Origin of the sequence: Enterobacter genomosp. O (assembly GCF_001022965.1) — a bacterium.
Lineage (GTDB): Bacteria > Pseudomonadota > Gammaproteobacteria > Enterobacterales > Enterobacteriaceae > Enterobacter > Enterobacter cloacae_L.
In genome coordinates this window covers 316,605-342,097 of record NZ_LECZ01000026.1, presented here as the reverse complement: position 1 = coordinate 342,097, position 25,493 = coordinate 316,605, and the positions used below count along the sequence as shown (strand labels likewise).

The following is a 25,493-nucleotide window of genomic DNA, read 5'->3' as shown; positions in this document are numbered from 1 at the left end:
ATAACGATAAATTTCGCCACACAGGATGCATTATGAAAAAGACGATGATAGCCAGCCTGGCCGCTGCAGGCATGTTGTTTGCCGTAGCCGGTCAAGCCCATGCGGGAACGACACTGGATGCCGTTAAAAAGAAAGGTTTTGTTCAATGTGGTATCAGTGACGGTTTGCCTGGCTTCTCTTATGCCGATGCGAACGGCAAATTTACCGGTATTGATGTGGATGTCTGTCGTGGCGTCGCAGCCGCCGTTTTTGGTGATGACAGTAAAGTAAAATATACCCCGCTGACGGCGAAAGAACGTTTTACGGCGCTGCAATCCGGTGAGGTTGACATGCTCTCCCGTAATACCACCTGGACCTCCTCCCGTGATGCAGGTATGGGGATGTCATTTACGGGTGTGACCTATTATGACGGCATCGGTTTCCTGACTCACAATAAAGCTGGCCTGAAAAGCGCCAAAGAACTGGATGGCGCGACCGTATGTATCCAGGCGGGCACCGATACCGAGCTGAACGTCGCGGATTATTTCAAAGCGAATAACATGAAATACACCCCGGTCACATTCGACCGCTCGGATGAATCCGCTAAAGCGCTGGAATCCGGTCGTTGTGACACGCTGGCCTCTGACCAGTCACAGCTGTATGCCTTACGTATTAAGCTGAGCAACCCGGCAGAGTGGATTGTCCTGCCTGAAGTGATCTCCAAAGAACCTCTCGGCCCCGTGGTGCGCCGCGGCGATGAAGACTGGTTCTCCATTGTTCGCTGGACGCTGTTCGCCATGCTGAACGCAGAAGAGATGGGCATTAACTCGAAAAACGTTGATGAGAAAGCCGCAAAACCATCCAACCCGGATATGGCACACCTGCTGGGTAAAGAGGGTGATTTCGGCAAGGATCTGAAGCTGGATAACAAGTGGGCTTACAACATCATCAAGCAGGTGGGCAACTACTCTGAGATCTTTGAGCGCAACGTGGGATCGGAAAGCCCGCTGAAGATCAAACGCGGCCAGAACAATCTCTGGAACAACGGCGGTATTCAGTACGCGCCACCAGTACGTTAAGTCATAGCTGTAACGGGCACCGCTCAGGCAGTGCCCACTCCAGAGTCATGGTTACTGAGGTTTCTTTATGTCCCATCGCCGCTCAGCCGTAAAAGGATCGCTATCCTTTTCTCATCCCGCGGTCCGCGCCTGGCTATTCCAGATTATTGCTATCGTTGCGGTTGTTCTCATCGCCGTGTATCTCATCCATAACACAATCACCAACCTGAATAACCGCGGCATTACCTCCGGTTTTGCGTTTTTGGATCGCAGCGCGGGGTTTGGCATTGTTCAGCACCTTATTGATTACCAGGAAGGAGACACCTACGGCCGCGTATTCGTGGTCGGTCTATTGAATACGCTGTTGGTATCGGCGCTTTGTATTGTCTTCGCATCGATACTGGGCTTCTTCATTGGCCTGGCGCGTCTTTCTGAAAACTGGCTCCTGCGGAAACTGTCTACTATTTATATCGAGACGTTCCGCAACATCCCACCGCTGCTGCAGATCTTCTTCTGGTATTTCGCCGTATTGCGTAACCTTCCCGGCCCTCGTCAGGCCGTTGACGCATTTGAGCTGTTTTTCCTGAGCAATCGTGGGCTGTCCATTCCTTCTCCTCAGCCTGGAGAAGGGGCGTATGCGTTCATCGCCGCGATTGTGATAGCGCTTGTCCTCTCTGCGGGGGTATTTCGTTTTAACCGCAAGCATCAGGTCAAAACCGGTCAGCTTCGCAGAACCTGGCCGACGGCTGTCGTCCTGATCGTTAGCCTGCCGCTAGTGGCACACTGGCTGTTTGGGGCCGCGCTGCACTGGGACATTCCGCATCTGCGTGGCTTTAACTTTCAGGGCGGAATGGTATTAATTCCCGAGCTGGCAGCCCTGACGCTGGCGCTGTCGATTTATACGTCCGCGTTTATCGCTGAGATTATCCGTGCGGGGATCCAGGCCGTTCCGTACGGACAGCACGAGGCGGCGCGCTCTCTGGGATTGCCCCATACCGTGACGCTTCGCCAGGTCATCATTCCGCAGGCTTTACGGGTCATCATTCCGCCCCTGACCAGCCAGTATCTCAACATCGTCAAAAACTCGTCGCTGGCCGCTGCCATTGGTTACCCCGATATGGTGTCACTCTTCGCCGGAACCGTGCTTAACCAGACCGGGCAAGCCATTGAAACTATCGCCATCACGATGTCTGTCTATCTGATCATCAGCCTGGTGATTTCATTGCTGATGAACCTTTATAACCGTCGTATAGCACTGGTCGAGCGCTAAGGATCTATGATGACAAAAGCGATACTGTCGCACTCCTCGCGCCCTGCCAACTCGACAGGTGGACGTTTTATTCTCTGGGCGCGTAAGAATCTCTTCTCCAGCTGGAGTAACAGCCTGCTGACGATTGTCTGTCTGTGGCTAATGTGGGAATTGATCCCGCCCCTTTTAAACTGGGCGTTTCTGCAGGCCAACTGGGTCGGTTCTACCCGAGCAGACTGTACAAAAGCGGGCGCTTGCTGGGTGTTTATTCATGAGCGCTTCGGTCAGTTCATGTATGGGTTGTATCCGCACGAACAGCGCTGGCGGATAAACCTGGCGCTGGTTATCGGCCTGCTCTCTGTCGCGGTCATGCTCTGGAAAAAGCTGCCTCATCGTGGACGCTACATTGCCGGCTGGGCAGTGGTTTATCCCGTTATTGTCTGGGTGCTGTTGTATGGCGGTTTTCTGGGGCTGGAACGGGTAGAAACGCGCCAGTGGGGCGGTCTGACGCTGACGTTGATTATCGCTTCAGTGGGGATAGCCGGCGCTTTACCGTGGGGGATTTTACTTGCCCTGGGACGGCGCTCAAAAATGCCGATCGTACGCGTACTCTCGGTTATCTTCATTGAGTTCTGGCGCGGCGTACCGCTTATCACCGTTCTGTTTATGTCTTCGGTCATGCTGCCGCTGTTTATGGCAGAAGGTACAACGATCGACAAGCTGATCCGTGCCCTGGTCGGGGTGATTCTCTTCCAGTCCGCCTATGTCGCTGAAGTTGTGCGAGGTGGTTTGCAGGCGTTACCTAAAGGCCAGTACGAAGCGGCGGAATCACTGGCGCTCGGCTACTGGAAAACGCAGGGGCTGGTCATTCTTCCCCAGGCACTCAAGCTGGTCATTCCGGGACTGGTCAACACGATCATTGCCCTCTTCAAAGATACCAGTCTGGTGATCATCATCGGATTGTTCGATCTCTTTAGCAGCGTGCAACAGGCAACCGTTGACCCTGTCTGGCTGGGTATGTCCACCGAGGGATATGTCTTTGCAGCTCTGATCTACTGGATCTTTTGTTTTAGCATGTCGCGCTACAGCCAGCACCTGGAAAAGCGCTTTAACACCGGGCGTACACCGCACTGAGGAAATTATGAGCCAAATTACTATGACACCTGCCGACGCGATGATTACGCTGGAAAACGTGAATAAATGGTACGGACAGTTTCATGTTCTGAAAGACATCAATCTCAAGGTAAAGCAGGGAGAACGCATCGTCCTTTGCGGCCCTTCCGGATCCGGGAAATCCACCACCATTCGCTGTATTAACCATCTTGAAGAACATCAGCAAGGACGCATTGTGGTTGATGGTATTGAGCTAAATGAAGATATCCGCAACATCGAACGCGTGCGTCAGGAAGTGGGAATGGTTTTTCAGCACTTTAATCTGTTTCCGCACCTGACCGTTCTGCAGAACTGTACGCTTGCGCCAATTTGGGTTCGAAAGATGCCGAAAAAGGAAGCGGAGGCGCTGGCAATGCATTACCTGGAACGCGTCCGCATTGCAGAGCATGCCAATAAATTTCCTGGCCAGATATCGGGTGGCCAACAGCAGCGTGTGGCTATCGCCCGCTCGCTGTGTATGAAACCTAAAATTATGCTGTTTGATGAACCGACATCTGCCCTCGATCCAGAGATGGTGAAGGAGGTTCTGGACACCATGATTGGGCTGGCTCAATCCGGCATGACCATGCTGTGTGTGACGCATGAAATGGGATTCGCGAGAACCGTGGCAGACCGGGTGATCTTCATGGACCGCGGGGAGATTGTTGAGCAGGCGCCACCGGATGAGTTTTTTGCGCATCCGAAGTCAGAACGTACGCGAGCCTTCTTGTCGCAGGTGATTCATTAATCTGCTTTTTTGCCCGGTGGCGCGTTGCCTACCGGGCCTCCGGGCTATGTAGGTCGGGTAAGGCGAAGCCGCCACCCGACTTTTCAGACCGCACAAAGCAAAAAACCCCGCACCTTACGGTACGGGGTTCTTCTTATTTGATGTCTGGCAGTTCCCTACTCTCACATGGGGAGACCCCACACTACCATCGGCGCTACGGCGTTTCACTTCTGAGTTCGGCATGGGGTCAGGTGGGACCACCGCGCTAAAGCCGCCAGACAAATTCTTTTACTTCTTGCCGAACTTTAACCTAAGTATAAAGTGGTGCTGATACCCAGAGTCGAACTGGGGACCTCACCCTTACCAAGGGTGCGCTCTACCAACTGAGCCATATCAGCACGTATTGGAGCGGGCAGCGGGAATCGAACCCGCATCATCAGCTTGGAAGGCTGAGGTAATAGCCATTATACGATGCCCGCATCCTGAAACTCGGCTACCCAGTTCTTTCTGTAACAAAAAAAGAGATTTCTCTCTTTTTCAGTTTGAGCTGGCTAATTTTTCCAACCAGCTCCGGCGGCATTTACGCTGCCAGAAAGTGGTGGTGGGGGAAGGATTCGAACCTTCGAAGTCTGTGACGGCAGATTTACAGTCTGCTCCCTTTGGCCGCTCGGGAACCCCACCGGACTTGATGGTGCCGACTACCGGAATCGAACTGGTGACCTACTGATTACAAGTCAGTTGCTCTACCTACTGAGCTAAGTCGGCATCAAGTAGCGCGCATTCTATGGATACCTGCGCGGTCATGCAACTAAAAATTTGCATAAAACGTTCTTTCGCTCACATTTTATGCGAACAACGTGCCGGACGCTGTAAAAGTAGTCACCCACGGTCAAATATTCAACATATTAGCGCCATTTGCACCGTATACACCGTAGCGTGACGGCTTCCGCGTAACGCAGCGCTATCCATCTTTTTTCTTATTATTCCTGTCATCTGGTGTTAACCTCCTGCCCATTGTCCAAAATTAACTGTGTGATGAGCCACGATCCGGCAGTGTGATGCTGGCTCACTGAAGCATGCTTATGAGCAAAAAAGAGCAAACGTTAATGACGCCTTATCTTCACTTTAACCGCAGCCAGTGGGCTGCCCTGCGTGATTCCGTCCCTATGACGCTGACGGAAGGTGAAATCGCACGGTTAAAAGGGATAAACGAAGATCTGTCCCTGGAAGAGGTGGCAGAGATTTATCTCCCCCTCTCTCGCTTGCTTAACTTCTATATCAGCTCTAACCTGCGCCGTCAGGCTGTGCTGGAGCAGTTCCTCGGGACGAACGGTCAACGCATTCCTTATATTATTAGTATTGCCGGCAGCGTGGCCGTGGGTAAAAGCACCACCGCGCGTGTCCTGCAGGCGCTGTTGAGCCGCTGGCCGGAACACCGCAGCGTGGAACTGATCACCACCGACGGCTTCCTGCATCCAAACGAAGTATTAAAAGAACGCGGGCTGATGAAGAAGAAGGGCTTCCCGCTTTCTTATGATATGCACCGTCTGGTGAAATTTGTCTCCGATCTGAAATCTGGCGTGCCTCACGTTACCGCGCCGGTTTATTCGCATCTGATTTACGATCGCATCCCGGATGGGGATAAAACGGTAGTCCAGCCGGATATCCTGATTCTGGAAGGGTTGAACGTCCTGCAAAGCGGGATGGACTATCCTCACGACCCGCATCACGTATTCGTCTCGGATTTCGTCGATTTCTCTATTTATGTCGATGCGCCGGAAGACCTGCTGCAAAACTGGTACATCAACCGTTTCCTGAAGTTCCGCGAAGGGGCGTTCACTGACCCGGATTCCTATTTCCATCACTATGCTCAGCTTTCTGAAGAAGAAGCGATTAACGTGGCGACGGGACTCTGGAATGAGATCAACTACGTGAACCTCAAAGAGAACATCCTGCCGACGCGCGAGCGCGCGAGCCTGATCCTCACCAAGAGCGAGAAGCATGCCGTGGACCAGATTCGCTTGCGGAAATAACAACGCAGACATAAAAAAACCGGCTTAGCGCCGGTTTTTTACTTTATGCCTGTGGCTTCTCGCCATTTTCATCCTGATCGACCGCGAAGCAGGCGACCAGTTGACCACCATAATCCTTCAGCTGAGGCTGTAGCTGGGTGCAAGGACCAAAGCGGCGACTGCAGCGGGCGTTGAATGCACACCCCGGAGGTGGATTCAGCGGGCTTGGCAGCTCACCCGTCAGCTTAATGCGCTCACGACGATCGTCAGGGTTCAGTCGCGGCGTCGCAGACAGCAGCGCCTGGGTATACGGGTGACGAGGATTATTAAAGATCTGATCTTTGCTCCCCTTCTCCACGCACCGCCCCAGATACATCACCATCACCTCATCGGCAATATGCTCCACCACCGACAGGTCGTGGGAAATGAACACATAAGACAGCCCCAGCTCCTGCTGCAGATCCATCATCAGGTTCAGCACCTGCGCACGGACGGAAACGTCAAGCGCCGAAACCGGCTCATCGGCAATCACAACGTCCGGATCGAGCATCAGTCCACGCGCGATAGCAATACGCTGACGCTGTCCGCCGGAGAACATATGCGGATAGCGGTCATAATGCTCGGTTTTAAGGCCGACCTTCGCCATCATCGCCAGGGCTTTTTCACGGCGCTGCTCTTTGCTCAGATTGCTGTTAATCAGCAGCGGCTCTTCCAGAATCTGCCCCACTTTTTTACGCGGGTTCAAAGAACCATACGGGTTCTGGAACACAATCTGGATTTTCTGGCGACGCAGCTTCTGCGCCTGCGGATCGTGCTTGAGCAGATCCTGCCCCTGGTAATAGAGCTCCCCGCCGGTCGGCACTTCAATCATCGTCAGCAGGCGGCCCAGCGTGGATTTACCGCAGCCTGACTCCCCCACCACCGCCAGCGTTTTACCGCGTTCGAGATTAAAGGAGACGCCGTCCAGCGCTTTCACCAGGCGCTCAGGGGCAAACAGCCCCTTCTTCACCGGGTAGTATTTTTTCAGGTCGATAGCCTGCAACAGCGGCTGTTGCGTGGTGGCCTGTTGCGTACTCATAGTGTTGGCCTCCCGGCATCATCGAGTGGGTAGTGGCATTTCGACTGACGGCCGTCAGCAAGCTGATTCAGCTCTGGCTCTTCTGCCCGGCATTTATCTGTCGCATACGGACAGCGTGGGTTAAGCAGACAGCCCTGCGGACGGTCATATTTACCCGGTACCACGCCCGGCAGCGACGCCAGACGCGCTTTGTCCTGGGCAAACTCCGGCAGCGCACGTAAAAGCGCCTGGGTATACGGATGGCGCGGCGCGCGGAAGATATCGTGCGAACTTCCGGTCTCGACCACCTGGCCGGCATACATCACGATAATTTTGTGCGCCGCTTCAGCCACCAGCGCCAGGTCGTGCGTAATCAGCACCAGCGCCATATTCTCTTTCTGCTGCAGCTCCAGCAGCAGTTCGATGATTTGCGCCTGAATGGTCACATCCAGCGCCGTCGTCGGCTCATCGGCAATCAGCAGTTTTGGTCGACAGGCAATCGCCATCGCGATCATCACGCGCTGGCTCATCCCACCGGAAAGCTGATGCGGGTAAACGTCCAGACGCGATGCCGGGTCAGGGATCCCCACCTGGTTCAGCAGATCGATAGCGCGCTGGCGACGGGTTTTCTTATTCCCGCCCTGATGCACCTTAATCGCTTCCATAATCTGGAACCCAACGGTGTAACAAGGGTTCAGGCTGGTCATCGGATCCTGGAAAATCATCGCCACTTCCGCACCCACCAGCTGGCGGCGCTGTTTTTCAGAAATGCGCTTCAGATCCTGACCGTTGAACTTCAGGTTTTCCGCCATCACGCGGCCCGGGTAATCAATCAGCCCCATGATCGCCAGTGAACTGACCGATTTACCGGAACCGGACTCCCCGACAATGCCAACTACTTCGCCCTGATTGACGCTGTAGCTGATGCGGTCCACGGCGCGAAACGGAGTGCCTTCATCCCCGAAGTGCACCGATAATTTATCTACATTTAATAACGCCATCTCGTGCCTCTTACTGCTTCAGTTTGGGATCAAGTGCATCACGCAGACCATCACCCATCAGGTTAAATGCCAGCACCGTCAGCAGGATTGCCAGGCCCGGGAAGGTGACAACCCACCAGGCGCTTTGTGCGAACTGCAACACGTCGGAGAGCATGGTGCCCCACTCCGGTGTTGGCGGTTGCGCACCCATGCCCAGGAAGCCAAGAGCGGCCATATCAAGAATGGCGTTAGAGAAACCAAGCGACGCCTGAACAATCAGCGGCGCAAGGCAGTTAGGGAAGATATTGACGAACATCTGGCGCATCGCGCCCGCACCCGCCACGCGAGACGCCGTGACGTAATCGCGGTTTACTTCTACCAGCACCGCCGCACGGGTTAAACGTACATAGTGAGGGAGCGCCACGAAGGTCAACGCCAGCGCGGCGTTACCAATTGACGGGCCGAAGATTGCCACCAGCACCAGCGCCAGAAGCAGGCTTGGCAGCGCCAGCATGATATCGACGATACGCATGATGATGTTATCAACGATACCGCCGAAGTAACCGGCAACCAGACCGAGCACGATCCCCATAATCAGGGACAACACCACCACCAGGCAGCCGACCAGCAGAGACAGACGCGCGCCGTACATTAGACGCGACAGCACATCGCGACCCACATCATCGGTACCTAACAGGTGCGTCAGGCTACCGCCGTCCTGCCAGGCAGGGGGGGCCAGCAGCGCATCGCGGAACTGATCCGCCGGGTTATACGGCGCCAGGACGTTCGCAAACACCGCGATCAGAATCATGATGACGACATATACCAGCCCGACTACCGCACCTTTATTGCGTTTGAAGTAGTGCCAGAATTCCTGCAGCGGCGTCATTGGCACCGGTGCTGCGACCACTTTATTTTGAGTTACTTGTGACATGATGGCCCCTTACTTCTTATGACGAATACGCGGGTTCACCACGCCGTAAAGCAAATCGACCAGCAGGTTGACGAGAATAATCATCGTCGCGACCAGCAGTACACCACCCTGCACAACCGGATAATCACGGCGTTGCAGCGCGTCAATCAGCCAGCGACCCAGGCCCGGCCAGGAGAAGATGGTTTCGGTCAGGATCGCCCCCGCCAGCAGAGTCCCCACCTGCAGACCAATAACGGTCACCACCGGCAGCATGGCGTTACGCAGCGCATGAACGATGATGACGCGCATACGGGTCAGGCCCTTGGCGCGCGCGGTACGGATATAATCCTCGCCCAGCACTTCCAGCATGGAAGAACGGGTCATACGCACGATCACCGCCAGAGGAATAGTACCCAGCACCATGGCAGGCAGGATCATATGCGCGACGGCATCAATGAAGTTGCCCTCTTCACCCCAGATAGCCGTATCAATCAGCATAAATCCGGTGAGCGGGTTGGAATCATCCAGGAAGACCATATCGCTGACGCGCCCGGAGACCGGTGTCAGGTTAAGCTGCACCGAGACCAGCATGATCAGCATCATGCCCCACCAGAAGATAGGCATGGAGTAGCCGGTCAGCGCCAGGCCCACCGCAGTATGGTCAAAAATAGAGCCACGCTTAACGGCAGCCAGCACCCCAACAGGAATACCCACCGCAGTGGCGAAAATCATGGCGCAGACGCCAAGCTCCAGTGTCGCTTTAAAACGCGGCACGAACTCGTCCCACACCGGAAGACGGCTTTTCAACGAAATGCCTAAGTCGCCGTGCATGACGCCCCAAATATAATGGAGGTACTGCTGCCACATCGGCTTATCGAGGCCGAGTTCAGCCAGCAGCTGTGCATGGCGCTCAGGGGAAATACCACGCTCACCCGCCATAATCATTACCGGGTCGCCGGGGATCATATGGACGAAGGCAAAAGTGAGAAGGGTGATACCGATAAACGTGGGGATAACAAGTCCCAGACGTCGGAGGATGAACTGCAACATAACCCGGATTCTCTCTGATGACGCACAACCAATGGCGTGGCGTCTGTATTGCTCACAAATGTAAATTCCCTCTCCCTTGAGGGAGAGGGTTAGGGTGAGGGGATGCATGCACGGCCCTCACCCCTGCCCTCTCCCACAGGGAGAGGGAGAACACCTTACTGATTATTCAACAGATACGTTTTCGAAGTGGTGTTTGCCCAGTGGATCAACCACGTAGCCCTTCACTTCTTTACGCACTGGCTCGTACACGGTGGAGTGAGCAACAATCAGCGCCGGAGCCTGATCGTGCATAACAACCTGAGCCTGCTTGTACAGTTCAATACGTTTGTTGTGATCGTCGGTTGCACGCGCCGGCTGGATCAGGTCTTCAAACGGCTTGTAGCACCAGCGAGAGTAGTTAGAACCGTCTTTCGCAGCAGCACAGCTGAACAGGGTGGCGAAGAAGTTGTCCGGATCCCCGTTATCACCGGTCCAGCCCATCATTACCGCCTGGTGTTCACCCGCTTTGGCACGCTTCAGATACTCGCCCCACTCGTAGGTCACAATCTTGGCCTGAACGCCAATCTTAGCCCAGTCAGCCTGAACCATTTCTGCCATACGGCGTGCGTTCGGGTTGTACGGACGCTGAACAGGCATCGCCCACAGCTCAACGGTAAAGCCTTTATCCTGACCCGCTTCTTTCAGCAGCGCTTTCGCTTTCTCAGGATCGTAGCTGTAGTCTTTAACGTCGTCGTTATAGCCCCACATGGTTGGTGGGATCAGGTTTTTAGCTGCAACGCCAGCGCCCTGATATACCGCCTTGATGATCGCTTCTTTGTTCACCGCGTAGGTCAGAGCCTGACGCACTTTTACGTCATCAAACGGTTTCTTCTCGGTGTTGAAGGAGAGGTAGCCCACGTTCAGACCCGCCTGCTCCAGCAGGTTGATGTTCTTATCCTGCTTCATGCGAGCGATGTCAGCCGGGTTCGGGTATGGCATAACCTGGCATTCATTTTTCTGCAGTTTTGCATAACGCACTGACGCATCAGGCGTGATGGAGAAGACCAGACGGTCGATCTTCGGTTTGGTGCCCCAGAAGCCTTCGAACGCTTTGTACAGAATACGGGAGTCTTTCTGGTACTGCAGCAGCTGGAATGGACCGGTACCGATTGGGTTCAGGTCGACTTTCTCCGGCGTACCGGCTTTCAGCATGTTGTCCGCGTACTCTTTGGACAGAATAGAGGCGAAGTCCATGGCCAGGTCAGCCAGGAATGGCGCTTCCGGGCGAGTCAGTACGAACTGAACGGTTTTATCGTCAACTTTTTTCACTTCAGAGATCAGATCAGGCAGACCCATCCCTTCGAAGTATTCATAGCTGCCGCCAGACACTTTGTGGTACGGGTTCTGGGCATTTTTCTGACGATCGAAGGAGAACACAACGTCGTCGGCGTTAAGGTCGCGCGTTGGTTTGAATTCTTTGTTGTCCTGCCACTTCACGCCCTGGCGCAGGTGGAAGGTATAGGTTTTACCGTCTTCGCTGACTTCCCACTTCTCGGCCAGACCCGGAATCACTTCCGTGGTACCGGTTTTGAATTCAACCAGACGGTTATAGATCGGTACAGAGCTTGCGTCGTAAGTCGTACCAGAGGTAAAGAGCTGTGGGTTAAAGCCTTCCGGCGAGCCTTCAGAACAGTAAACCAGGGTTTTTGCCTGTACGCTTGCTGCCACGGTCATAGCCACCAGGCTCAGACCAAGCTTCAGCATCCCTGACTTCTTCAAGGAAATACTCATTATTCTGCTCCAATGTGATGTTTTGCTTTGTTGTGTTACGCCGCCAGACCTTTATTTATTTTTTACCCGGTCCGGTCGGTGATGCCCGAAGGCTTTAAAGGGATGGAGAATCCTTTCAGAAGAGCGTTTGAGTTGCAGCGCAGATCGTCCCTGAAATGCCCCTCATGCCCTACAATCTGTCAACAGAATGTGAAAACGTCAATACAGGTGACGGGGATTTACGCTGAGTGTGAGAAACCGCAAACAAAGATTAAAAAAACTATGTACGCCAGTTTTCAGCAGGGAAATTTATGCTACTCGCCATCTTGCAGCACAAACCCCTTCATATTTCGCAACAATCAGTGATTAACTTTTATTCAGAATGGGTAAATTTTCTTGCAGAATGGTGATTATCTGAGCACTAAATACCGCGAACGTTAAAGCGCACAGCGAAAAATGCTGAGGTTATCCATAAGCAACGCGAAAAAAGATCAATCTATATATAAAAAAATACAATGGATTATGTCACAAAATCGTTAACAGGCAGGGTGAAGCAGGTCTAAGGGGTATTTTGATGACTCTGGCGGGCTAAGGTCATAATGCAAAAAGGGCTAACCTTGCGGTTAGCCCTTTTCAGAATGTGGTCGGCGAGAGAGGATTCGAACCTCCGACCCACTGGTCCCAAACCAGTTGCGCTACCAAGCTGCGCTACTCGCCGAATGCGGAGCGCATCTTACTGCTGGGGTGCGCCCCCGTCAATCCCTTATTTTCAAAAAGCCATTCAACTGGCGATATTCTCGCCAGGCGAGCTATTGCGCGGCTTTCTGGCTGCTTTCAGGAAGTTTGCACCAGTTGTTATTTTCGTTAAGACCACCGTCCGGAGAGGTATAGCCCAGGCAGCCTAAAATGGTGTCGTACAGCTCAACGTGACGACGCGGCACCTTCATATCCGCCTCTTTCTTCAGGTGAGCAAACATCTTCGCTTTCTCAGGGTCTTCCAGATACTTGTCAGACATCCACACCATCATAGGGACACGGAACTGCTCCGGTGGCGCCATCTTACGTGGGGTACCGTGCAAATGCTCGAATTCATTGATGGATTCCCCATGGTCTGCCGCATAGAACACAATCGCTTTCTTATCACGAACCTGATCAATCACCGAATCAATAAAGTGATCCACATACGTCACGGAGTTATCGTAGGAGTTAATCAGTTGCTCTTTGGTGCAATCTTTATCCACTCCGACACATTCCGGCGTCCATTTCGCAAAGCTACGCGGGTAGCGTTGCGTGTAGTTAAAGTGCGACCCTTTGGTATGCAGGATGATCATGTGCTTACCATCCGGGTTACCGTTGAGAGACAATTTCATCTCATCAATCAGCAGCATGTCATCGACAGGCTTACCGCGGTTACGCGCCTCTGCGCCAATCTGCTCGCGGTATGCGATGTTCTGCGCCATGGTGTTGCTGTAGAACCACATCTCGCTCTGCATCGCATACAGGTCAGACGTAAATCCAAGCTGATGAAGCACCGAGAAGACGTTTTGCTCTTTCAGCGTACGCTGTGGGTTATCGCTCGCCCCCCCTTCACGTACGAACATGCAGCGTAAGGAGAGCTTGGTGGCGGTATCACAGGAGTAGCCGCGATAGGCAATCAGGTTTTTCTCTTGCGCCAGCTTTGGCGTTGTATCGCGGTCGTAGCCAAGAATACCCATATGATCCCAGCGCGTAGTTTCCCCGATAATAAAGACGATGTAGGTATCGTCGATATCTTTTGGCGGAACATAGGTAAACTTCTTCGCCGGGTTCATCAGCGATTTATTATCAGAAGACTCATCCACCTGCGCCCATGCATACAGCCCCAGCGCGGAGATCCAGTTAGACGGTAAATACGAGTTGGCAACCACGCCGCCGTAGCTTGGCATATCCACGCCGGAGGTGCGCTCATCATTCTTCTGCTTCACCTCCAGCAGACGAATTGGCCCCCAGACCATCAGACCGGCCAGCAGTACCACCGCGACGCTTCTGAAACGTTTACCCGGCGTTCGGATCTGGTGAACCAGCGTGTACCGGCAACGGTTACTCCAGATGAGCAGCAGCGGTAAAGCGCTGACCGCCACCACCCAGAGAATAAAGTGCAACCCCACGACCTCTTTAGAGAGATCGATATCCGTGGTCATCACCGAGGCAATAATGCCGTAGCCAATGACAACGTTCATAAAGGTCATGTAATAGCTGGCCCCCGCCGAGCACAGCACGATAAACGTTGCCAGCACTCGCCACACGCGACGGCCAAACAGAGTAAGAATACGGAATAAAAAGAAGGTGACCAGTACCGCGGCGACCAATTCGACAACCGCTGCAATTCCTTTCCAGACGGTAAAATCTTGCGCATAACCGTCAAACCGACGGAAAAAAACTGCGCCATTCATAAACAGGCCGATGTACAACGCCAGCAAAAAGCAGAGCTTTTGTTGCGCCATCGATTTAATGTATTTCATGCAAGCTACCCGGAAAAAGGGACAGTACCGCCACCCACCTCGATTAAAAAGTGGGCAGATTAGACATACGCTCAGGGGATCGTTCAATGAAACGTCTACAGGCGTGGTAAGTAGACCACAGGGAAGGGAAAAAGTGGCAGCAGAGTGTGTGATCGGTACAGTTATTTACAAAAAAGCAATTCCTAAAACAGACAATATTGCTTTATTTCCCCTCTTCACAAAATAAAAAGGCCGGATTACCGGCCTTTCTCGTCGTCATTATGCATGAACTTCTTTGAAAACTTCGCGTTGCGGCTGGCGAATCGTGGTAGAGAGCGCCAGAGAGATAATCAGCAAGGCAAATATCACGCAGAAAGTGACATAGAACCCACCGAACAGGGAAGCAATCAGCGAACCGCAGATACTGCCAATCCCGAAGCCCAGATAGATAACGCCGTAGTTTTTCGCCAGGTTGTTCAGGCCAAAGAACTCGCTCACCAGTGACGGGAAGACGGTAATGGTGCCGCCGAAGTTAAAGGCCACGCAGGCAATCGCCGCAAAGAAGGTCGCTTCGTTCAGCGGGGCAAACAGGAGAGCCGCCATACCGACCAGCGAAACCACCTGCCCAATCGTAATCACACGGATGCGGGCGATTTTGTCAGAGAGAATACCGAGCACCAGACGACCGGAGAGGTTGGCAATGGAAATCACGGTCACCGCATTGGCCGCCGTGGCCGCATCCAGTTTCACCATCCCCTGGGCGATATCCTTCGCCACGCCGATGACATACAGACCGCTCATGCAGGCCGTCAGGAACATCACCGCCAGCATCCAGTACTGCGGTTTACGCATGGACTGCGCAAGGGTGAAGTCGTTCTCAACCACACCGTTCACGGACTTGACCTCCTGCTGAGGCGCATCTTTCATCAGCGTGGCGCCGAACAGGATCATCACCAGAACAATTGCGCCCCAGATCATAAAGGTTTTTTCGAGGCCAACGGACGCCAGCAGGTGGGAGTCGATAAATTTGAAGCCGAGGCTGCCCAGACCATAAGAACCGATGGCAAACGCGGAGATCAGGCCTTTACGCTCCGGGAACCACTTCACGCAGTTCGACAGGGTCAGCAGGTAACCTGCACCATCGGCCAGCCCCACCAGCACGCCGGCGCTCAGCCACAGCATCATCAAGTTGCTGGAGTGCGCCGTCAGGAAAAAGCCTACGCCCAGCAGAATGCCGGACGCCATGGTCACACGCTTCACGCCAAAACGCTCCTGCAGCTTGCCCGCAATGGAAGACGAAATCGCCAGGCCCAGGCTCAGCAGACCAAAGGAGAACGCGACCTGGCTGACCGGTGCGCCGAGTTTGTCGGAAAGCGCACTGTTAAACAGGCTCCAGGTATAGACCGAACCCAGCGCAAACTGGGTGACGATGGTGCCAAAGAGCGTAAGCCAGCGCGTGCGGTTATAAGTTGATGTGTTCATGGCAGTTGTCCTGCAAGAGAAATTAAGGAAATTCGCTGAGGACAACGATAAACAAAACCTTAATACGCCTGGGGTAAAACGGCATGAAATGCAGGCGGAACGGAATGAAATGCCTGGAATCGGGAATGAATGACCTGGCGCGGGAATAAAGCGACAGTGTGTTAGTGTCCGCTATCGCTGTAACCCCTGCGGTTGTTGTATTCAGGATGTTATCGTAACGTTTAAAAAAGTAACAACTCTAAAAATTCGCACTGACGCCCAGGGTATACAAAAACTCCTCACCGGTGGCGGCATGTTCCCCCTGAGCGAGCGACGCATAAGCCGCAACATGGGTGGTAAACGGCATATCCGTTCCAACGGTCACATCCATCCAGCTACCGTTTTGCGCAGGGGCTGGCGTTTGCGGCATGCCAAACTGCGATTTCCACTGGTTTTCACCAAACTGCTGGTTGTAGCTAATCTGCGCCCAGGGACGGAGATCGCCGTACTGGGTATTCATTCGCCAGCCCAGCGTGCTGACGCTGGCATGCCAGAGCGGGTCGGTGAGCGCTTGCGTCGTCACGCTATCACCAAACTCGTTGATCATCATGGGAGCCGTGCCGTCATAACGCCACGCCACCACCGGGCCGGTGGTGATACGCGCTGAAACCGGGAAGTTCCAGCCCACGCTCATCGCACCGTCCATCGTTGTGCCAGACGGTACATTCAGGGCAAGGCCTGGCGCATTTTGTGAAGACTGAATACGCTCCGCAAGAATATCCTCATAACGCGGTTGGTGATCCGCGTCCCATGTATAGCGTTCCGCCGTATTATTTTGTGCGTCTGAAACGATATATTCCTGTTGCCAGGCAGACGCTGTATTACACATAAACAGGCAGGCTGAAATCCCCACCAGGCCAGAAACAGCATGGCGACCACTGATTTTTTTTATCATCATCAACGCGACCCCAGAGAGAGCCGAATTCGGCGATATTTGTCGTTATTCAGGAAGAGCTTATAGCCCTGTATTAACTATTGTCTTTATAGTAAACACGTCAAGCCAGTCAGGATGAGAATTTTGCGAAATCAGTATCAATAAGGGAGATTACGGATGGAACGTTGCGGTTGGGTAAGCCAGGATCAGCTTTATATCGACTATCATGATCGGGAATGGGGCGTGCCGGAAACCGATGGCAAAAAACTCTTTGAGATGATCTGCCTGGAGGGCCAGCAGGCGGGTTTGTCATGGATTACGGTACTGAAGAAACGCGAAAACTATCGCAACGCCTTTCACCAGTTCGATCCTGTCGCCGTCGCCGCCATGACCGATGAGGACGTGGAACGACTGGTGCAGGATGCCGGCATCATCCGCCATCGCGGTAAGATCCAGGCCATCATCGGTAACGCACGCGCTTACCTGGCGATGGAACAAAACGGCGAACCGTTCTCAGACTTTGTCTGGACGTTTGTGAATAACGATCCGCAAATCACGCAGGCCGCCACGCTCGCGGAAATTCCCGCCTCCACCCCGGCCTCGGATGCGCTCTCGAAAGCGCTCAAAAAACGCGGCTTTAAGTTTGTCGGCTCCACCATCTGCTACGCCTTTATGCAGGCCTGTGGCCTGGTCAACGACCATGTTACCGGCTGCTTCTGTCATCCGGGAGACCACCATGATCCGCAAATGGCAAAGTGAGAATACCGCGCAGCTTCTGAGCTTATGGCTTGAAAGCACCGCCGAAGCGCATCCGTTTATTGAGGCGAGCTACTGGAAAGAGAATGAGGCGATGGTGCGCGATGTTTACCTGCCGTCAGCTGAAACCTGGGTCTGGGAACAGGATGGCGAACCTTGCGGGTTTATCAGCGTGATGCAGTCGCAGTTTGTCGGCGCACTGTTTGTCGCACCGGCGTATATCGGCAAAGGCATCGGGCGCGCGCTGCTGAACCACGTTCAACAGCGCTTCCCGCACTTAAGCCTGGAGGTATATCAGAAAAATATCCGGGCGGTGAATTTCTACCATGCTCAGGGCTTTCGTATTGAAGACAGCGCCTGGCAGGATGACACTCAGCACCCGACCTGGATCATGAGCTGGCAGGCGGATCAAACGCCGTTAAGGTAAGCTCGGGCCCCTCATATTTCTCAACCCAGGCCAGCGCCGTATTCCCTGCGCAACCATTCCCCAGCTTCGAGCTGGGGAGGTCTTTGGTCAGCACGTTAACCGCCCCGTTTTTACAGATCCCGCCTTCGGTGGGCTCCAGGTCAGGCCACGCGCCCTGGTGAATACAGATCACACCCGGTTTAATCCCGTCGCTGACCACCGCCCCTGCCAGCACCTGTCCACGCTGATTCCATACACGCACCACGTCACCGTCGACAATGCCGCGGGCTTTTGCATCGAGGGTATTTAGCGTAATCGGCTCTCGCCCTGCTACCGCATACTGCTCACGCAGTGACGTGTAGTTAAGCTGGCTGTGCAGACGATGCGCGGGATGGGCTGACAACACCTGCAGCTGCTCCGGCTGGGCGTTACCGTGCCACTCGTCCGGCTCGAGCCACATCGGATGCGGCGGGCAGTCGGCATAGCCAAAGCTGGCAATGCGCTCGCTGTAGATCACCATCTTTCCGCTCTCGGTTTTCAGCGGGTGATTCTCCGGGTCGCGGCGGAAATCGGCAAAACGGACAAACTGCGCGTTCTGCTCGCTCTCCGGCATCTCGACGATCTGGTTCGCCTCCCAGAACTCAGCGAATGGCGGAAGCGTCACGCCCTGCGCCGCACCGCGCTGCCCGGCAATCTGATAGAAGGTTTCCAGCCATTCGAGGTCAGTTTTCCCCTCGGTGAAACGCTCGCGGCCGCCCGCTTCCCACAGCTCGCTCAGTTCAGCAAACACGTCGAAATCATCACGCGCTTCATCACGCGGCGCCACGACGCGCTTCATCGGGACCATATGCTGGTTGCTGTAGTCGCCGGTCATGGTGAGATCGTTACGCTCAAACGAGGTGGTCGCCGGCAGCACAATATCTGCATGCTTAGCCGAGCCGGTCCAGAAGCACTCTGAGATCACCACCAGCTCCGGCTTTTGCCAGGCACGGATCAGGCGATTGGTATCCTGATGGTGGGTGAAGTTCGACCCGCCCGCCCACCAGACAAACTTAATATCCGGGAAGTGGCGGTCCATACCATTGTGCTGATAAAAACCACCCGGGTTTTCCAGAGCTTCAACAATACGCGCCACCGGGATTTTATCCACGGCATCCACGCCTCCCTGCACCGAACCTTGCAGAGAAGCCAGCACGGCGGCTTTACGAGTGGGGTTACCGCCGTTCGCGAAGTGATAGGACAGCCCAAAACCCCCGCCCGGCGTACCGACTTGCCCAAGCATCGCGGCAAGCGTCACCAGCATCCAGTGTTTTTGCTCGCCAAACTGCTGGCGCTGCATCCCCCAGCCGGACATTAACATCGTGGTATTTTTATGGAACAACGCCGCCAGTTCGCGGAGTTTGTCCGCAGGAACGCCGCAAATACCGGCCGCCCACTCTGCTGTTTTCGCCACCCCATCGGATTGCCCCGTCAGATATTCAGCGAATTTATCGAAACCGGTGGTACAGCGCGTAAGAAATTCGACATCATGCCAGCCGTTTTCGACCAGCGTATGGGCGATACCCAGCATCATCGCCACGTCGGTGCCCATATGCGGGGCAATCCACTCGGCGCTGTCGCCGAAGAACTCCATGGTTTCAGAACGCATCGGGTCAATGCAGATGATGCGCTTACCGCTTTTGCGCAGCGCGTCGAAATAGGGAATGCCCTGCTCGTCGCTGGCGTTCCAGGCAATTTTCAATGTGTTAAGGGGATTAGCGCTCCACAGCACCACCACGTCGGTATGCTCCAGCACCAGCGGCCAGCTAGTCTGCTGCTGGTACACTTCGTTCCCCCCCACCACGTACGGCATGATCGCCTGCGCCGCCCCCGTGGAGTAATCCCCCAGATGACCGGTATAGCCTCCCGCCAGGCTCATATAGCGCTGCAGCAGCGTCGAGGCCTTGTGCAGCACGCCGTTAGAACGCCAGCCGTAGGACCCGGCGAAAATGGAGGACGGTCCCCAGGTATCGCGGATGCGCTTGTGCTGGGCGTGGATCAGCGCCAGCGCGTCGTCCCAGCTCACGCGAACAAACTCATCCTGACCACGAATACCCTGCGGCTTGTCCGGCGAAGCCAGAAAACCTTTACGCACCATCGGCCAGCGCACGCGCGTTTTGCTGTGCACCTGATCGCGAACGACGGTCTGTAAAGAGTTGGGATGTTGGGTTGGCAATGCCCCGCGAGACGACAGGACATTTTCGCCGTCGGTTTCGACCAGCATCGGCCCCCAGTGGGCGGCGGTCAGAATGGTTTTCGTTGAGGTGCTCAAGCGTGCGCTCCTGGTTGCGTGCAGGTTTTACGGCCTTCTTATTGAGGCAGTTTATGGTTTGTCACAAATTTCAGAGTTATACCCGGAATTTTCTCCGTATCTGGACGTCATAATCAACTGCCACGCTCGCCGTGGCAAAGAATAAAAAGGATTAAGGAAAGAAGATGAAAAAACGCGTACTCGTTATTGCCGCTCTGGTGAGCGGTGCACTGGCTGTTTCTGGCTGCACAACCAACCCTTACACCGGCGAACGCGAAGCGGGTAAATCCGGTATCGGCGCAGGTATCGGCTCGCTGGTAGGCGCAGGCGTTGGGGCGCTCTCCTCCTCCAAAAAAGACCGCGGCAAAGGTGCGCTGATTGGCGCAGCGGCAGGCGCAGCGCTGGGCGGCGGCGTGGGTTATTACATGGACGTGCAGGAAGCGAAACTGCGCGACAAAATGAAGGGCACCGGCGTAAGCGTGACGCGCAGCGGCGATAACATCATCCTGAACATGCCAAACAACGTGACCTTTGACAGCAGCAGCGCGACGCTGAAACCGGCCGGCGCGAACACCCTGACCGGCGTGGCGATGGTGCTCAAAGAGTACAACAAGACCGCCGTGAACGTGACTGGCTATACCGACAGCACCGGCAGCCAGGACCTGAACATGCGTCTGTCCCAGCAGCGCGCAGATTCCGTAGCCAGCTCGCTGATCACCCAGGGCGTTGAAGCGAGCCGCATCCGCACCAACGGCATGGGCCCTGCCAACCCTATCGCCAGCAACAGTACGGCGGAAGGCAAAGCGCAGAACCGTCGCGTTGAAATTACGTTAAGTCCAATTCAGTAGGTAAAAGCAAAACGGCAACCCCGTTGCCGTTTTTAGTGTTTGCGCCCTCTCCCGTGGGAGAGGGTTGGGGTGAGGGCATCAGACCGCAACCTCCGGTAAGCGCAGCGCCACCGGGCAAATTACTTGCCATCGTTGATTTTCCCGCTAAGGTATTCTCACTAAATTCAGGGAAATCAGCGATGAGCAAACCAGCCCGGGCCACCATCAGCGACGTGGCGAAAGCCGCCAAAACCGGTAAAACCAGTATTTCGCGCTACCTTAACGGCGAGAAACACCTGTTGTCCGATGCATTGCTGGCGCGTATTGAACAGGCGATTGCCGATCTCGACTACCGTCCCAGCCTCATGGCGCGCGGGCTCAAACGCGGACGCACCCGCCTTATCGGTCTTATCATCGCCGATATCACCAATCCCTATTCCGTTAACGTGCTCAGCGGTATCGAAGCGGCCTGTCGCGAGAAGGGCTTCACGCCGCTGGTCTGTAACACCAATAACGAAGTCGACCAGGAGCTGCATTACCTCGATCTGCTGCGCAGCTACCAGGTAGAAGGGATTGTGGTTAACGCGGTGGGCATGCGTGAAGAGGGTTTAAACCGCCTGCAGCAGTCCTCCCTGCCTATGGTCCTCATCGACCGTAAAATTCCGGAATTTGCCTGCGATGTGGTCGGGCTGGATAACGTTCAGGCAGCCACAACCGCCACCGAACATCTGATTGAACAAGGCTTCGAAGCGATTCTCTTTCTGAGCGAGCCGTTAGGCATGGTCAACACCCGTCGCGAACGCCTGGGCGCGTTTCGCGCCACGCTGGAGCGTTATCCCGGCGTGATCGCCGAAAATGCCGAAACCCCGCTTCACGAAGCCGGGCAGCTCGATAACACCCTGCGTCAGTTCCACACTCGCCATCGCGGGATGCGCAAAGCCGTTATCTCCGCCAACGGGGCGCTGACCCTTCAGGTCGCCCGCTCGCTCAAGCGCATTGGCCTGCACTGGGGCAGCGACATCGGTCTGCTGGGGTTTGATGAGCTGGAGTGGGCGGAGCTGGCCGGCGTCGGCATTACCACCCTCAAACAACCCACCTGGCAAATTGGCTATGCTGCTGTAGAACAAGTGGTTCGTCGCATTGAAGGCACCAGCGATGCCGTTCGCGAGCAGGTCTTCTCCGGCGAGCTGATCGTTCGCGGCTCCACCGCGCGTTAATTTTCCCTTGTGATACCGATCATAAATTCGACATCCTGACCTTTTCTTTGGAACCGGTTCCATCTAGCGTAATAGTATTGATATGTTGCGATGGAGTCCGAAGATGGACAGGAAAATTATGGTGGTCACCGCCGCGTATGGTGCGGAACAGGTGCGACAGGCAGGCGGTCAGCGGGCGATGCTTCCCGTTATTGCCGGCGCAGGGGCAGACGGCGTGGAGATCCGCCGCGAACTGTTTAACAGCGAAGAGCTGCTGGCACTGCCTGCGCTGGGGGAATCCATTGAGCTGCTGGGCCTGCTGGCGTGCTACTCCGCCCCTGCGGCCCTGTTTATGCCGGACGGCACCCTCAACCCGGACCTGCCCCGCTACCTCTCTGAGGCCAACACCCTGAACGCGCTGTGGCTCAAGGTTTCCCTGGGCTATTTTAGCGATGCGCAGCCTCTCGAAGCGATGCGTACGCTACTGAATGCAAGCGGCATGGCGCTCGTCGTGGAGAACGATCAGACCGACTGCGGTCAGCTCGCGCCTATGCAGCGCTTCCAGACTGCCTGTCGGGAAATGGCGCTCCCCGTCACGCTGACCTTCGACATGGGTAACTGGCTGTGGGTTGGTGACTCCCCCGAAGAAGCGGCCCGCCATCTGGCCCCTGCCGTGAGCTATATTCACGTGAAAGCCGCGGTGCCGCATAAAGATAACTTCCGCGCCGTCGCACCGGACCGCGCCGATGCGCGCTGGCTGGATCTGCTCAGCCAGCTGCCAGCCGATGCCCCGCGCGGTATCGAATTCCCGCTGGAAGGGGCGGATTTAACCGCCGTTACCCGCCATTACGTCAACCTGCTGCGTGAGGAGTAAACCATGCACAAGACGCTGGATGTCATCACAATCGGCGAGGCCATGGCGATGTTTGTCGCCACCGAAACGGGCGAGCTGAGCGCGGTGGAACACTTTATCAAACGCGTGGCAGGCGCAGAGCTGAACGTCGCGACGGGACTTGCGCGCCTTGGTCTGAACGTCGGCTGGGTCAGCCGCGTGGGGGACGACAGCTTTGGCCACTTCGTTCTCGACTCGCTGAAAAAAGAGGGTATTGATGCCGCAGGCGTTACCCTCGACGGGCGCTTCCCTACCGGCTTTCAGCTTAAATCGAAGGTCGAAAATGGAACCGATCCCATTGTGGAGTATTTCCGTAAAGGATCGGCAGCGAGCCATCTCTCCGTGGCGGATTACCACACCGACTATTTTGCCTCCGCGCGCCATCTGCACCTGAGCGGCGTGGCGGCAGCGCTCTCTGCCAGCTCGTATGAACTGCTGGATCATGCCGCAACGACAATGAAGGCCCAGGGCAAAACGATCTCTTTCGATCCTAACCTGCGCCCGGTGCTGTGGAAAAGCGAAGCGGAAATGGTCGAGAAGCTCAACCGTCTGGCGTTCAGAGCGGACTGGGTTCTGCCGGGCCTGAAAGAAGGGATGATTCTCACCGGTGAAAATACGCCGGAGGGCATTGCCGACTTTTACCTGAACAAAGGAGTAAAAGCCGTGGTGCTAAAAACCGGTGCCGATGGCGCATGGTTTAAAACGGCAGACGGCGAACAGGGCGCGGTCGCTGCGGTGAAGGTTGAAAACGTTGTCGACACCGTCGGCGCGGGCGATGGTTTTGCCGTGGGGGTCATTAGCGCCCTGCTGGAAGGCAAAACGCTGCAGCAGGCCGTGGCGCGAGGCAACAAGATTGGCTCGCTGGCCATTCAGGTGCAGGGCGATAGCGAAGGATTACCAACGCGAGCAGAGCTCGGCGTTTAAATTCCCTCTCCCTGTGGGAGTGGGCCAGGGTGAGGGCAGCAAGCCGCACCACATAATTAAACCACCGTGTACCCTACAGACAACGGCGGTAACAACCTCAACAACAGAGGCAAGCCTATGAACAGTTCGACCAATGCAGTAAAACGCTGGTGGTACATCATGCCAATCGTGTTTATCACGTACAGCCTGGCGTATCTTGATCGTGCCAACTTCAGCTTCGCGTCCGCGGCAGGGATCACCGAAGACCTTGGGATCACCAAAGGTATCTCCTCCCTGCTGGGTGCCCTTTTCTTCCTGGGCTACTTCTTCTTCCAGATCCCCGGCGCTATCTATGCGGAACGCCGCAGCGTGCGTAAGCTGATCTTCATCTGCCTGATCCTGTGGGGCGCCTGCGCGTCACTGACCGGCGTGGTGAACAATATTCCTGCCCTAGCCGCCATTCGCTTTATTCTTGGCGTTGTTGAGGCGGCGGTCATGCCCGCGATGCTGATCTACATCAGCAACTGGTTTACCAAATCTGAACGCTCGCGCGCGAATACCTTCCTGATCCTCGGTAACCCGGTCACGGTACTGTGGATGTCGGTGGTGTCTGGCTACCTGATCCAGTCCTTCGGCTGGCGCGAAATGTTTATCATCGAAGGGGTGCCGGCAGTGATCTGGGCATTCTGCTGGTGGGTGCTGGTGAAAGATAAACCGGCACAGGCGAAATGGCTTTCCGAAGATGAAAAAGCGGCGCTGCAGGCGCAGCTGGATAAAGAACAGCAAGGCCTGAAGGCGGTACGCAACTACGGCGAAGCCTTCCGCTCCCGCAACGTGATTCTGCTCTGCGCGCAGTACTTTACCTGGAGCATTGGCGTGTACGGCTTTGTGCTGTGGCTGCCGTCCATTATCCGCAGCGGCGGCGAAAACCTCGGTATGGTACAGGTAGGCTGGCTCTCTTCCGTACCGTATCTGGCGGCAACCATCGCAATGATCGTCGCATCGTGGGCATCGGACAAGCTGCAGAACCGTAAGCTGTTTGTCTGGCCGCTGCTGCTGATCGCTGCCTTTGCGTTCATTGGCTCCTGGGCCGTGGGCGCTAACCACTTCTGGGCCTCTTACGCCCTGTTGGTCATTGCCGGTGCCGCTATGTACGCTCCATATGGTCCGTTCTTTGCCATCATCCCTGAAATGCTGCCGCGTAACGTGGCAGGTGGCGCGATGGCGCTGATTAACAGTATGGGCGCGCTGGGTTCGTTCTGCGGCTCCTGGTTCGTCGGTTACCTGAACGGTGCTACCGGCAGTCCGTCAGCCTCGTACATCTTTATGGGGGTGGCGCTTTTCGCTTCCGTGTGGCTTACTCTGATTGTTAAGCCTGCTAATAATCAACAACACCCTGTCGGCGCTCGCCACGCCTGAATC

Annotated in this window: 21 protein-coding genes, 5 tRNA genes and 1 rRNA gene; 12 read left to right on the top strand and 15 right to left on the bottom strand. The window is 55.2% G+C overall.

Annotated elements, in window-relative coordinates; all coding sequences use genetic code 11:
* Positions 1 to 32: 32 nt before the first annotated feature.
* From ABR39_RS15445 to ABR39_RS15430, 4 genes are all read left to right on the top strand, one after another.
* Positions 33 to 1,058: an amino acid ABC transporter substrate-binding protein gene (locus ABR39_RS15445; protein WP_023333654.1), complete on the top strand. Its 1,026-nt coding sequence runs from the start codon at positions 33 to 35 to the stop codon at positions 1,056 to 1,058.
* 67 nt (positions 1,059 to 1,125) lie between these two features.
* Positions 1,126 to 2,307, top strand: a complete 1,182-nt coding sequence (locus tag ABR39_RS15440; protein WP_047347649.1) for an amino acid ABC transporter permease — start codon at positions 1,126 to 1,128, stop codon at positions 2,305 to 2,307.
* A 9-nt stretch (positions 2,308 to 2,316) separates the two neighbouring features.
* The gene (locus ABR39_RS15435; RefSeq protein ID WP_047347648.1) at positions 2,317 to 3,420 is read left to right on the top strand and encodes an amino acid ABC transporter permease; all 1,104 of its coding nucleotides are present in this window, start codon (positions 2,317 to 2,319) and stop codon (positions 3,418 to 3,420) included.
* Positions 3,421 to 3,427: 7 nt separating this feature from the next.
* Positions 3,428 to 4,186: an amino acid ABC transporter ATP-binding protein gene (locus tag ABR39_RS15430; RefSeq protein WP_014171880.1), complete on the top strand. Its 759-nt coding sequence runs from the start codon at positions 3,428 to 3,430 to the stop codon at positions 4,184 to 4,186.
* A 142-nt stretch (positions 4,187 to 4,328) separates the two neighbouring features.
* On the opposite strand, the gene rrf is transcribed toward ABR39_RS15430, so the two are convergent.
* The 5 genes from rrf to ABR39_RS15405 all read right to left on the bottom strand — a co-directional run bounded on the left by rrf (position 4,329) and on the right by ABR39_RS15405 (position 4,930).
* Positions 4,329 to 4,444: ribosomal RNA gene (gene rrf, locus ABR39_RS15425) — 5S ribosomal RNA — on the bottom strand.
* A 43-nt stretch (positions 4,445 to 4,487) separates the two neighbouring features.
* Positions 4,488 to 4,563, bottom strand: a tRNA-Thr gene (locus ABR39_RS15420).
* A 6-nt stretch (positions 4,564 to 4,569) separates the two neighbouring features.
* Positions 4,570 to 4,644, bottom strand: a tRNA-Gly gene (locus ABR39_RS15415).
* 117 nt (positions 4,645 to 4,761) lie between these two features.
* A tRNA-Tyr gene (locus ABR39_RS15410) sits at positions 4,762 to 4,846 on the bottom strand.
* Positions 4,847 to 4,854: 8 nt separating this feature from the next.
* A tRNA-Thr gene (locus ABR39_RS15405) sits at positions 4,855 to 4,930 on the bottom strand.
* Positions 4,931 to 5,247: 317 nt separating this feature from the next.
* Here ABR39_RS15405 and coaA point away from each other — a divergent pair.
* Positions 5,248 to 6,198: a type I pantothenate kinase gene (gene coaA, locus ABR39_RS15400; protein WP_032654569.1), complete on the top strand. Its 951-nt coding sequence runs from the start codon at positions 5,248 to 5,250 to the stop codon at positions 6,196 to 6,198.
* A 43-nt stretch (positions 6,199 to 6,241) separates the two neighbouring features.
* Here coaA and dppF read toward each other — a convergent pair whose 3' ends face one another.
* The 9 genes from dppF to ABR39_RS15355 form a co-directional block, all read right to left on the bottom strand.
* Positions 6,242 to 7,255, bottom strand: coding sequence for a dipeptide ABC transporter ATP-binding subunit DppF (gene dppF, locus ABR39_RS15395; protein ID WP_047347647.1), 1,014 nt, complete (start codon positions 7,253 to 7,255; stop codon positions 6,242 to 6,244).
* Entirely contained in the window at positions 7,252 to 8,235 is a 984-nt protein-coding gene (dppD, locus tag ABR39_RS15390; RefSeq protein ID WP_047347646.1) for a dipeptide ABC transporter ATP-binding protein, read from the bottom strand. Before dppD ends, dppF begins: the two co-directional genes overlap by 4 nt.
* Before the next feature lie 10 nt (positions 8,236 to 8,245).
* Positions 8,246 to 9,148 carry a dipeptide ABC transporter permease DppC gene (gene dppC, locus ABR39_RS15385; RefSeq protein ID WP_047347645.1) on the bottom strand — a complete coding sequence of 301 codons (903 nt, stop codon included), beginning with the start codon at positions 9,146 to 9,148 and terminating at the stop codon, positions 8,246 to 8,248.
* Positions 9,149 to 9,157: 9 nt separating this feature from the next.
* Positions 9,158 to 10,177 (bottom strand): dipeptide ABC transporter permease DppB, encoded by a 1,020-nt coding sequence (gene dppB / locus ABR39_RS15380; RefSeq protein WP_045285992.1) that lies wholly within the window; start codon positions 10,175 to 10,177, stop codon positions 9,158 to 9,160.
* 162 nt (positions 10,178 to 10,339) lie between these two features.
* Positions 10,340 to 11,947 (bottom strand): dipeptide ABC transporter periplasmic-binding protein DppA, encoded by a 1,608-nt coding sequence (gene dppA, locus ABR39_RS15375; RefSeq protein WP_047347644.1) that lies wholly within the window; start codon positions 11,945 to 11,947, stop codon positions 10,340 to 10,342.
* Positions 11,948 to 12,567: 620 nt separating this feature from the next.
* Positions 12,568 to 12,644, bottom strand: a tRNA-Pro gene (locus ABR39_RS15370).
* A 91-nt stretch (positions 12,645 to 12,735) separates the two neighbouring features.
* Entirely contained in the window at positions 12,736 to 14,427 is a 1,692-nt protein-coding gene (eptB, locus tag ABR39_RS15365) for a kdo(2)-lipid A phosphoethanolamine 7''-transferase (RefSeq protein WP_047347643.1), read from the bottom strand.
* Positions 14,428 to 14,685: 258 nt separating this feature from the next.
* A complete protein-coding gene (locus tag ABR39_RS15360) occupies positions 14,686 to 15,888 on the bottom strand; it encodes an L-lactate MFS transporter (protein WP_047347642.1) in 1,203 nt (400 codons plus the stop codon).
* A 238-nt stretch (positions 15,889 to 16,126) separates the two neighbouring features.
* A complete protein-coding gene (locus ABR39_RS15355; RefSeq protein ID WP_047347641.1) occupies positions 16,127 to 16,825 on the bottom strand; it encodes an autotransporter domain-containing protein in 699 nt (232 codons plus the stop codon).
* A 153-nt stretch (positions 16,826 to 16,978) separates the two neighbouring features.
* Between ABR39_RS15355 and tag the strand changes: the two genes are divergently transcribed.
* Together tag and ABR39_RS15345 are read left to right on the top strand one after the other, a co-directional pair.
* A complete protein-coding gene (tag, locus tag ABR39_RS15350) occupies positions 16,979 to 17,560 on the top strand; it encodes a DNA-3-methyladenine glycosylase I (protein WP_047347640.1) in 582 nt (193 codons plus the stop codon).
* Complete coding sequence (locus tag ABR39_RS15345; RefSeq protein WP_047347639.1) at positions 17,538 to 17,984, top strand: N-acetyltransferase; 447 nt, start codon at positions 17,538 to 17,540, stop codon at positions 17,982 to 17,984. The genes tag and ABR39_RS15345 overlap by 23 nt, the downstream gene beginning before the upstream one ends.
* Here the strand turns inward: ABR39_RS15345 and ABR39_RS15340 are convergent.
* On the bottom strand, positions 17,947 to 20,226 hold the full coding sequence (locus ABR39_RS15340) for a molybdopterin guanine dinucleotide-containing S/N-oxide reductase (protein WP_047348174.1): 2,280 nt from the start codon (positions 20,224 to 20,226) through the stop codon (positions 17,947 to 17,949). The genes ABR39_RS15345 and ABR39_RS15340 overlap by 38 nt on opposite strands.
* A gap of 212 nt (positions 20,227 to 20,438) precedes the next feature.
* Here ABR39_RS15340 and ABR39_RS15335 point away from each other — a divergent pair, with 212 nt between their 5' ends.
* The 5 genes from ABR39_RS15335 to ABR39_RS15315 all read left to right on the top strand — a co-directional run bounded on the left by ABR39_RS15335 (position 20,439) and on the right by ABR39_RS15315 (position 25,490).
* Entirely contained in the window at positions 20,439 to 21,101 is a 663-nt protein-coding gene (locus ABR39_RS15335) for an OmpA family lipoprotein (protein ID WP_047347638.1), read from the top strand.
* 179 nt (positions 21,102 to 21,280) lie between these two features.
* Positions 21,281 to 22,297 carry a LacI family DNA-binding transcriptional regulator gene (locus tag ABR39_RS15330; RefSeq protein WP_047347637.1) on the top strand — a complete coding sequence of 339 codons (1,017 nt, stop codon included), beginning with the start codon at positions 21,281 to 21,283 and terminating at the stop codon, positions 22,295 to 22,297.
* Positions 22,298 to 22,400: 103 nt separating this feature from the next.
* A complete protein-coding gene (locus ABR39_RS15325; RefSeq protein WP_047347636.1) occupies positions 22,401 to 23,150 on the top strand; it encodes a sugar phosphate isomerase/epimerase family protein in 750 nt (249 codons plus the stop codon).
* Positions 23,151 to 23,153: 3 nt separating this feature from the next.
* On the top strand, positions 23,154 to 24,092 hold the full coding sequence (locus ABR39_RS15320) for a sugar kinase (protein ID WP_047347635.1): 939 nt from the start codon (positions 23,154 to 23,156) through the stop codon (positions 24,090 to 24,092).
* Positions 24,093 to 24,209: 117 nt separating this feature from the next.
* Entirely contained in the window at positions 24,210 to 25,490 is a 1,281-nt protein-coding gene (locus ABR39_RS15315) for an MFS transporter (RefSeq protein WP_047347634.1), read from the top strand.
* The last annotated feature ends 3 nt before the right edge of the window (positions 25,491 to 25,493 follow it).

What these genes read in the sequence shown, in the direction of transcription:
- dppF (WP_047347647.1), bottom strand. Translation starts at nt 7,255, where the DNA reads ATGAGTACGCAACAGGCCACCACGCAACAGCCGCTGTTGCAGGCTATC.
- ABR39_RS15345 (WP_047347639.1), top strand. Translation starts at nt 17,538, where the DNA reads ATGATCCGCAAATGGCAAAGTGAGAATACCGCGCAGCTTCTGAGCTTA.
- ABR39_RS15445 (WP_023333654.1), top strand. Translation starts at nt 33, where the DNA reads ATGAAAAAGACGATGATAGCCAGCCTGGCCGCTGCAGGCATGTTGTTT.
- ABR39_RS15355 (WP_047347641.1), bottom strand. Translation starts at nt 16,825, where the DNA reads ATGATGATAAAAAAAATCAGTGGTCGCCATGCTGTTTCTGGCCTGGTG.
- dppA (WP_047347644.1), bottom strand. Translation starts at nt 11,947, where the DNA reads ATGAGTATTTCCTTGAAGAAGTCAGGGATGCTGAAGCTTGGTCTGAGC.
- ABR39_RS15440 (WP_047347649.1), top strand. Translation starts at nt 1,126, where the DNA reads ATGTCCCATCGCCGCTCAGCCGTAAAAGGATCGCTATCCTTTTCTCAT.
- ABR39_RS15315 (WP_047347634.1), top strand. Translation starts at nt 24,210, where the DNA reads ATGAACAGTTCGACCAATGCAGTAAAACGCTGGTGGTACATCATGCCA.
- eptB (WP_047347643.1), bottom strand. Translation starts at nt 14,427, where the DNA reads ATGAAATACATTAAATCGATGGCGCAACAAAAGCTCTGCTTTTTGCTG.
- ABR39_RS15430 (WP_014171880.1), top strand. Translation starts at nt 3,428, where the DNA reads ATGAGCCAAATTACTATGACACCTGCCGACGCGATGATTACGCTGGAA.
- ABR39_RS15320 (WP_047347635.1), top strand. Translation starts at nt 23,154, where the DNA reads ATGCACAAGACGCTGGATGTCATCACAATCGGCGAGGCCATGGCGATG.
- ABR39_RS15340 (WP_047348174.1), bottom strand. Translation starts at nt 20,226, where the DNA reads ATGCTGGTCGAAACCGACGGCGAAAATGTCCTGTCGTCTCGCGGGGCA.
- dppC (WP_047347645.1), bottom strand. Translation starts at nt 9,148, where the DNA reads ATGTCACAAGTAACTCAAAATAAAGTGGTCGCAGCACCGGTGCCAATG.
- dppB (WP_045285992.1), bottom strand. Translation starts at nt 10,177, where the DNA reads ATGTTGCAGTTCATCCTCCGACGTCTGGGACTTGTTATCCCCACGTTT.
- coaA (WP_032654569.1), top strand. Translation starts at nt 5,248, where the DNA reads ATGAGCAAAAAAGAGCAAACGTTAATGACGCCTTATCTTCACTTTAAC.
- ABR39_RS15360 (WP_047347642.1), bottom strand. Translation starts at nt 15,888, where the DNA reads ATGAACACATCAACTTATAACCGCACGCGCTGGCTTACGCTCTTTGGC.
- dppD (WP_047347646.1), bottom strand. Translation starts at nt 8,235, where the DNA reads ATGGCGTTATTAAATGTAGATAAATTATCGGTGCACTTCGGGGATGAA.
- tag (WP_047347640.1), top strand. Translation starts at nt 16,979, where the DNA reads ATGGAACGTTGCGGTTGGGTAAGCCAGGATCAGCTTTATATCGACTAT.
- ABR39_RS15335 (WP_047347638.1), top strand. Translation starts at nt 20,439, where the DNA reads ATGAAAAAACGCGTACTCGTTATTGCCGCTCTGGTGAGCGGTGCACTG.
- ABR39_RS15325 (WP_047347636.1), top strand. Translation starts at nt 22,401, where the DNA reads ATGGACAGGAAAATTATGGTGGTCACCGCCGCGTATGGTGCGGAACAG.
- ABR39_RS15330 (WP_047347637.1), top strand. Translation starts at nt 21,281, where the DNA reads ATGAGCAAACCAGCCCGGGCCACCATCAGCGACGTGGCGAAAGCCGCC.
- ABR39_RS15435 (WP_047347648.1), top strand. Translation starts at nt 2,317, where the DNA reads ATGACAAAAGCGATACTGTCGCACTCCTCGCGCCCTGCCAACTCGACA.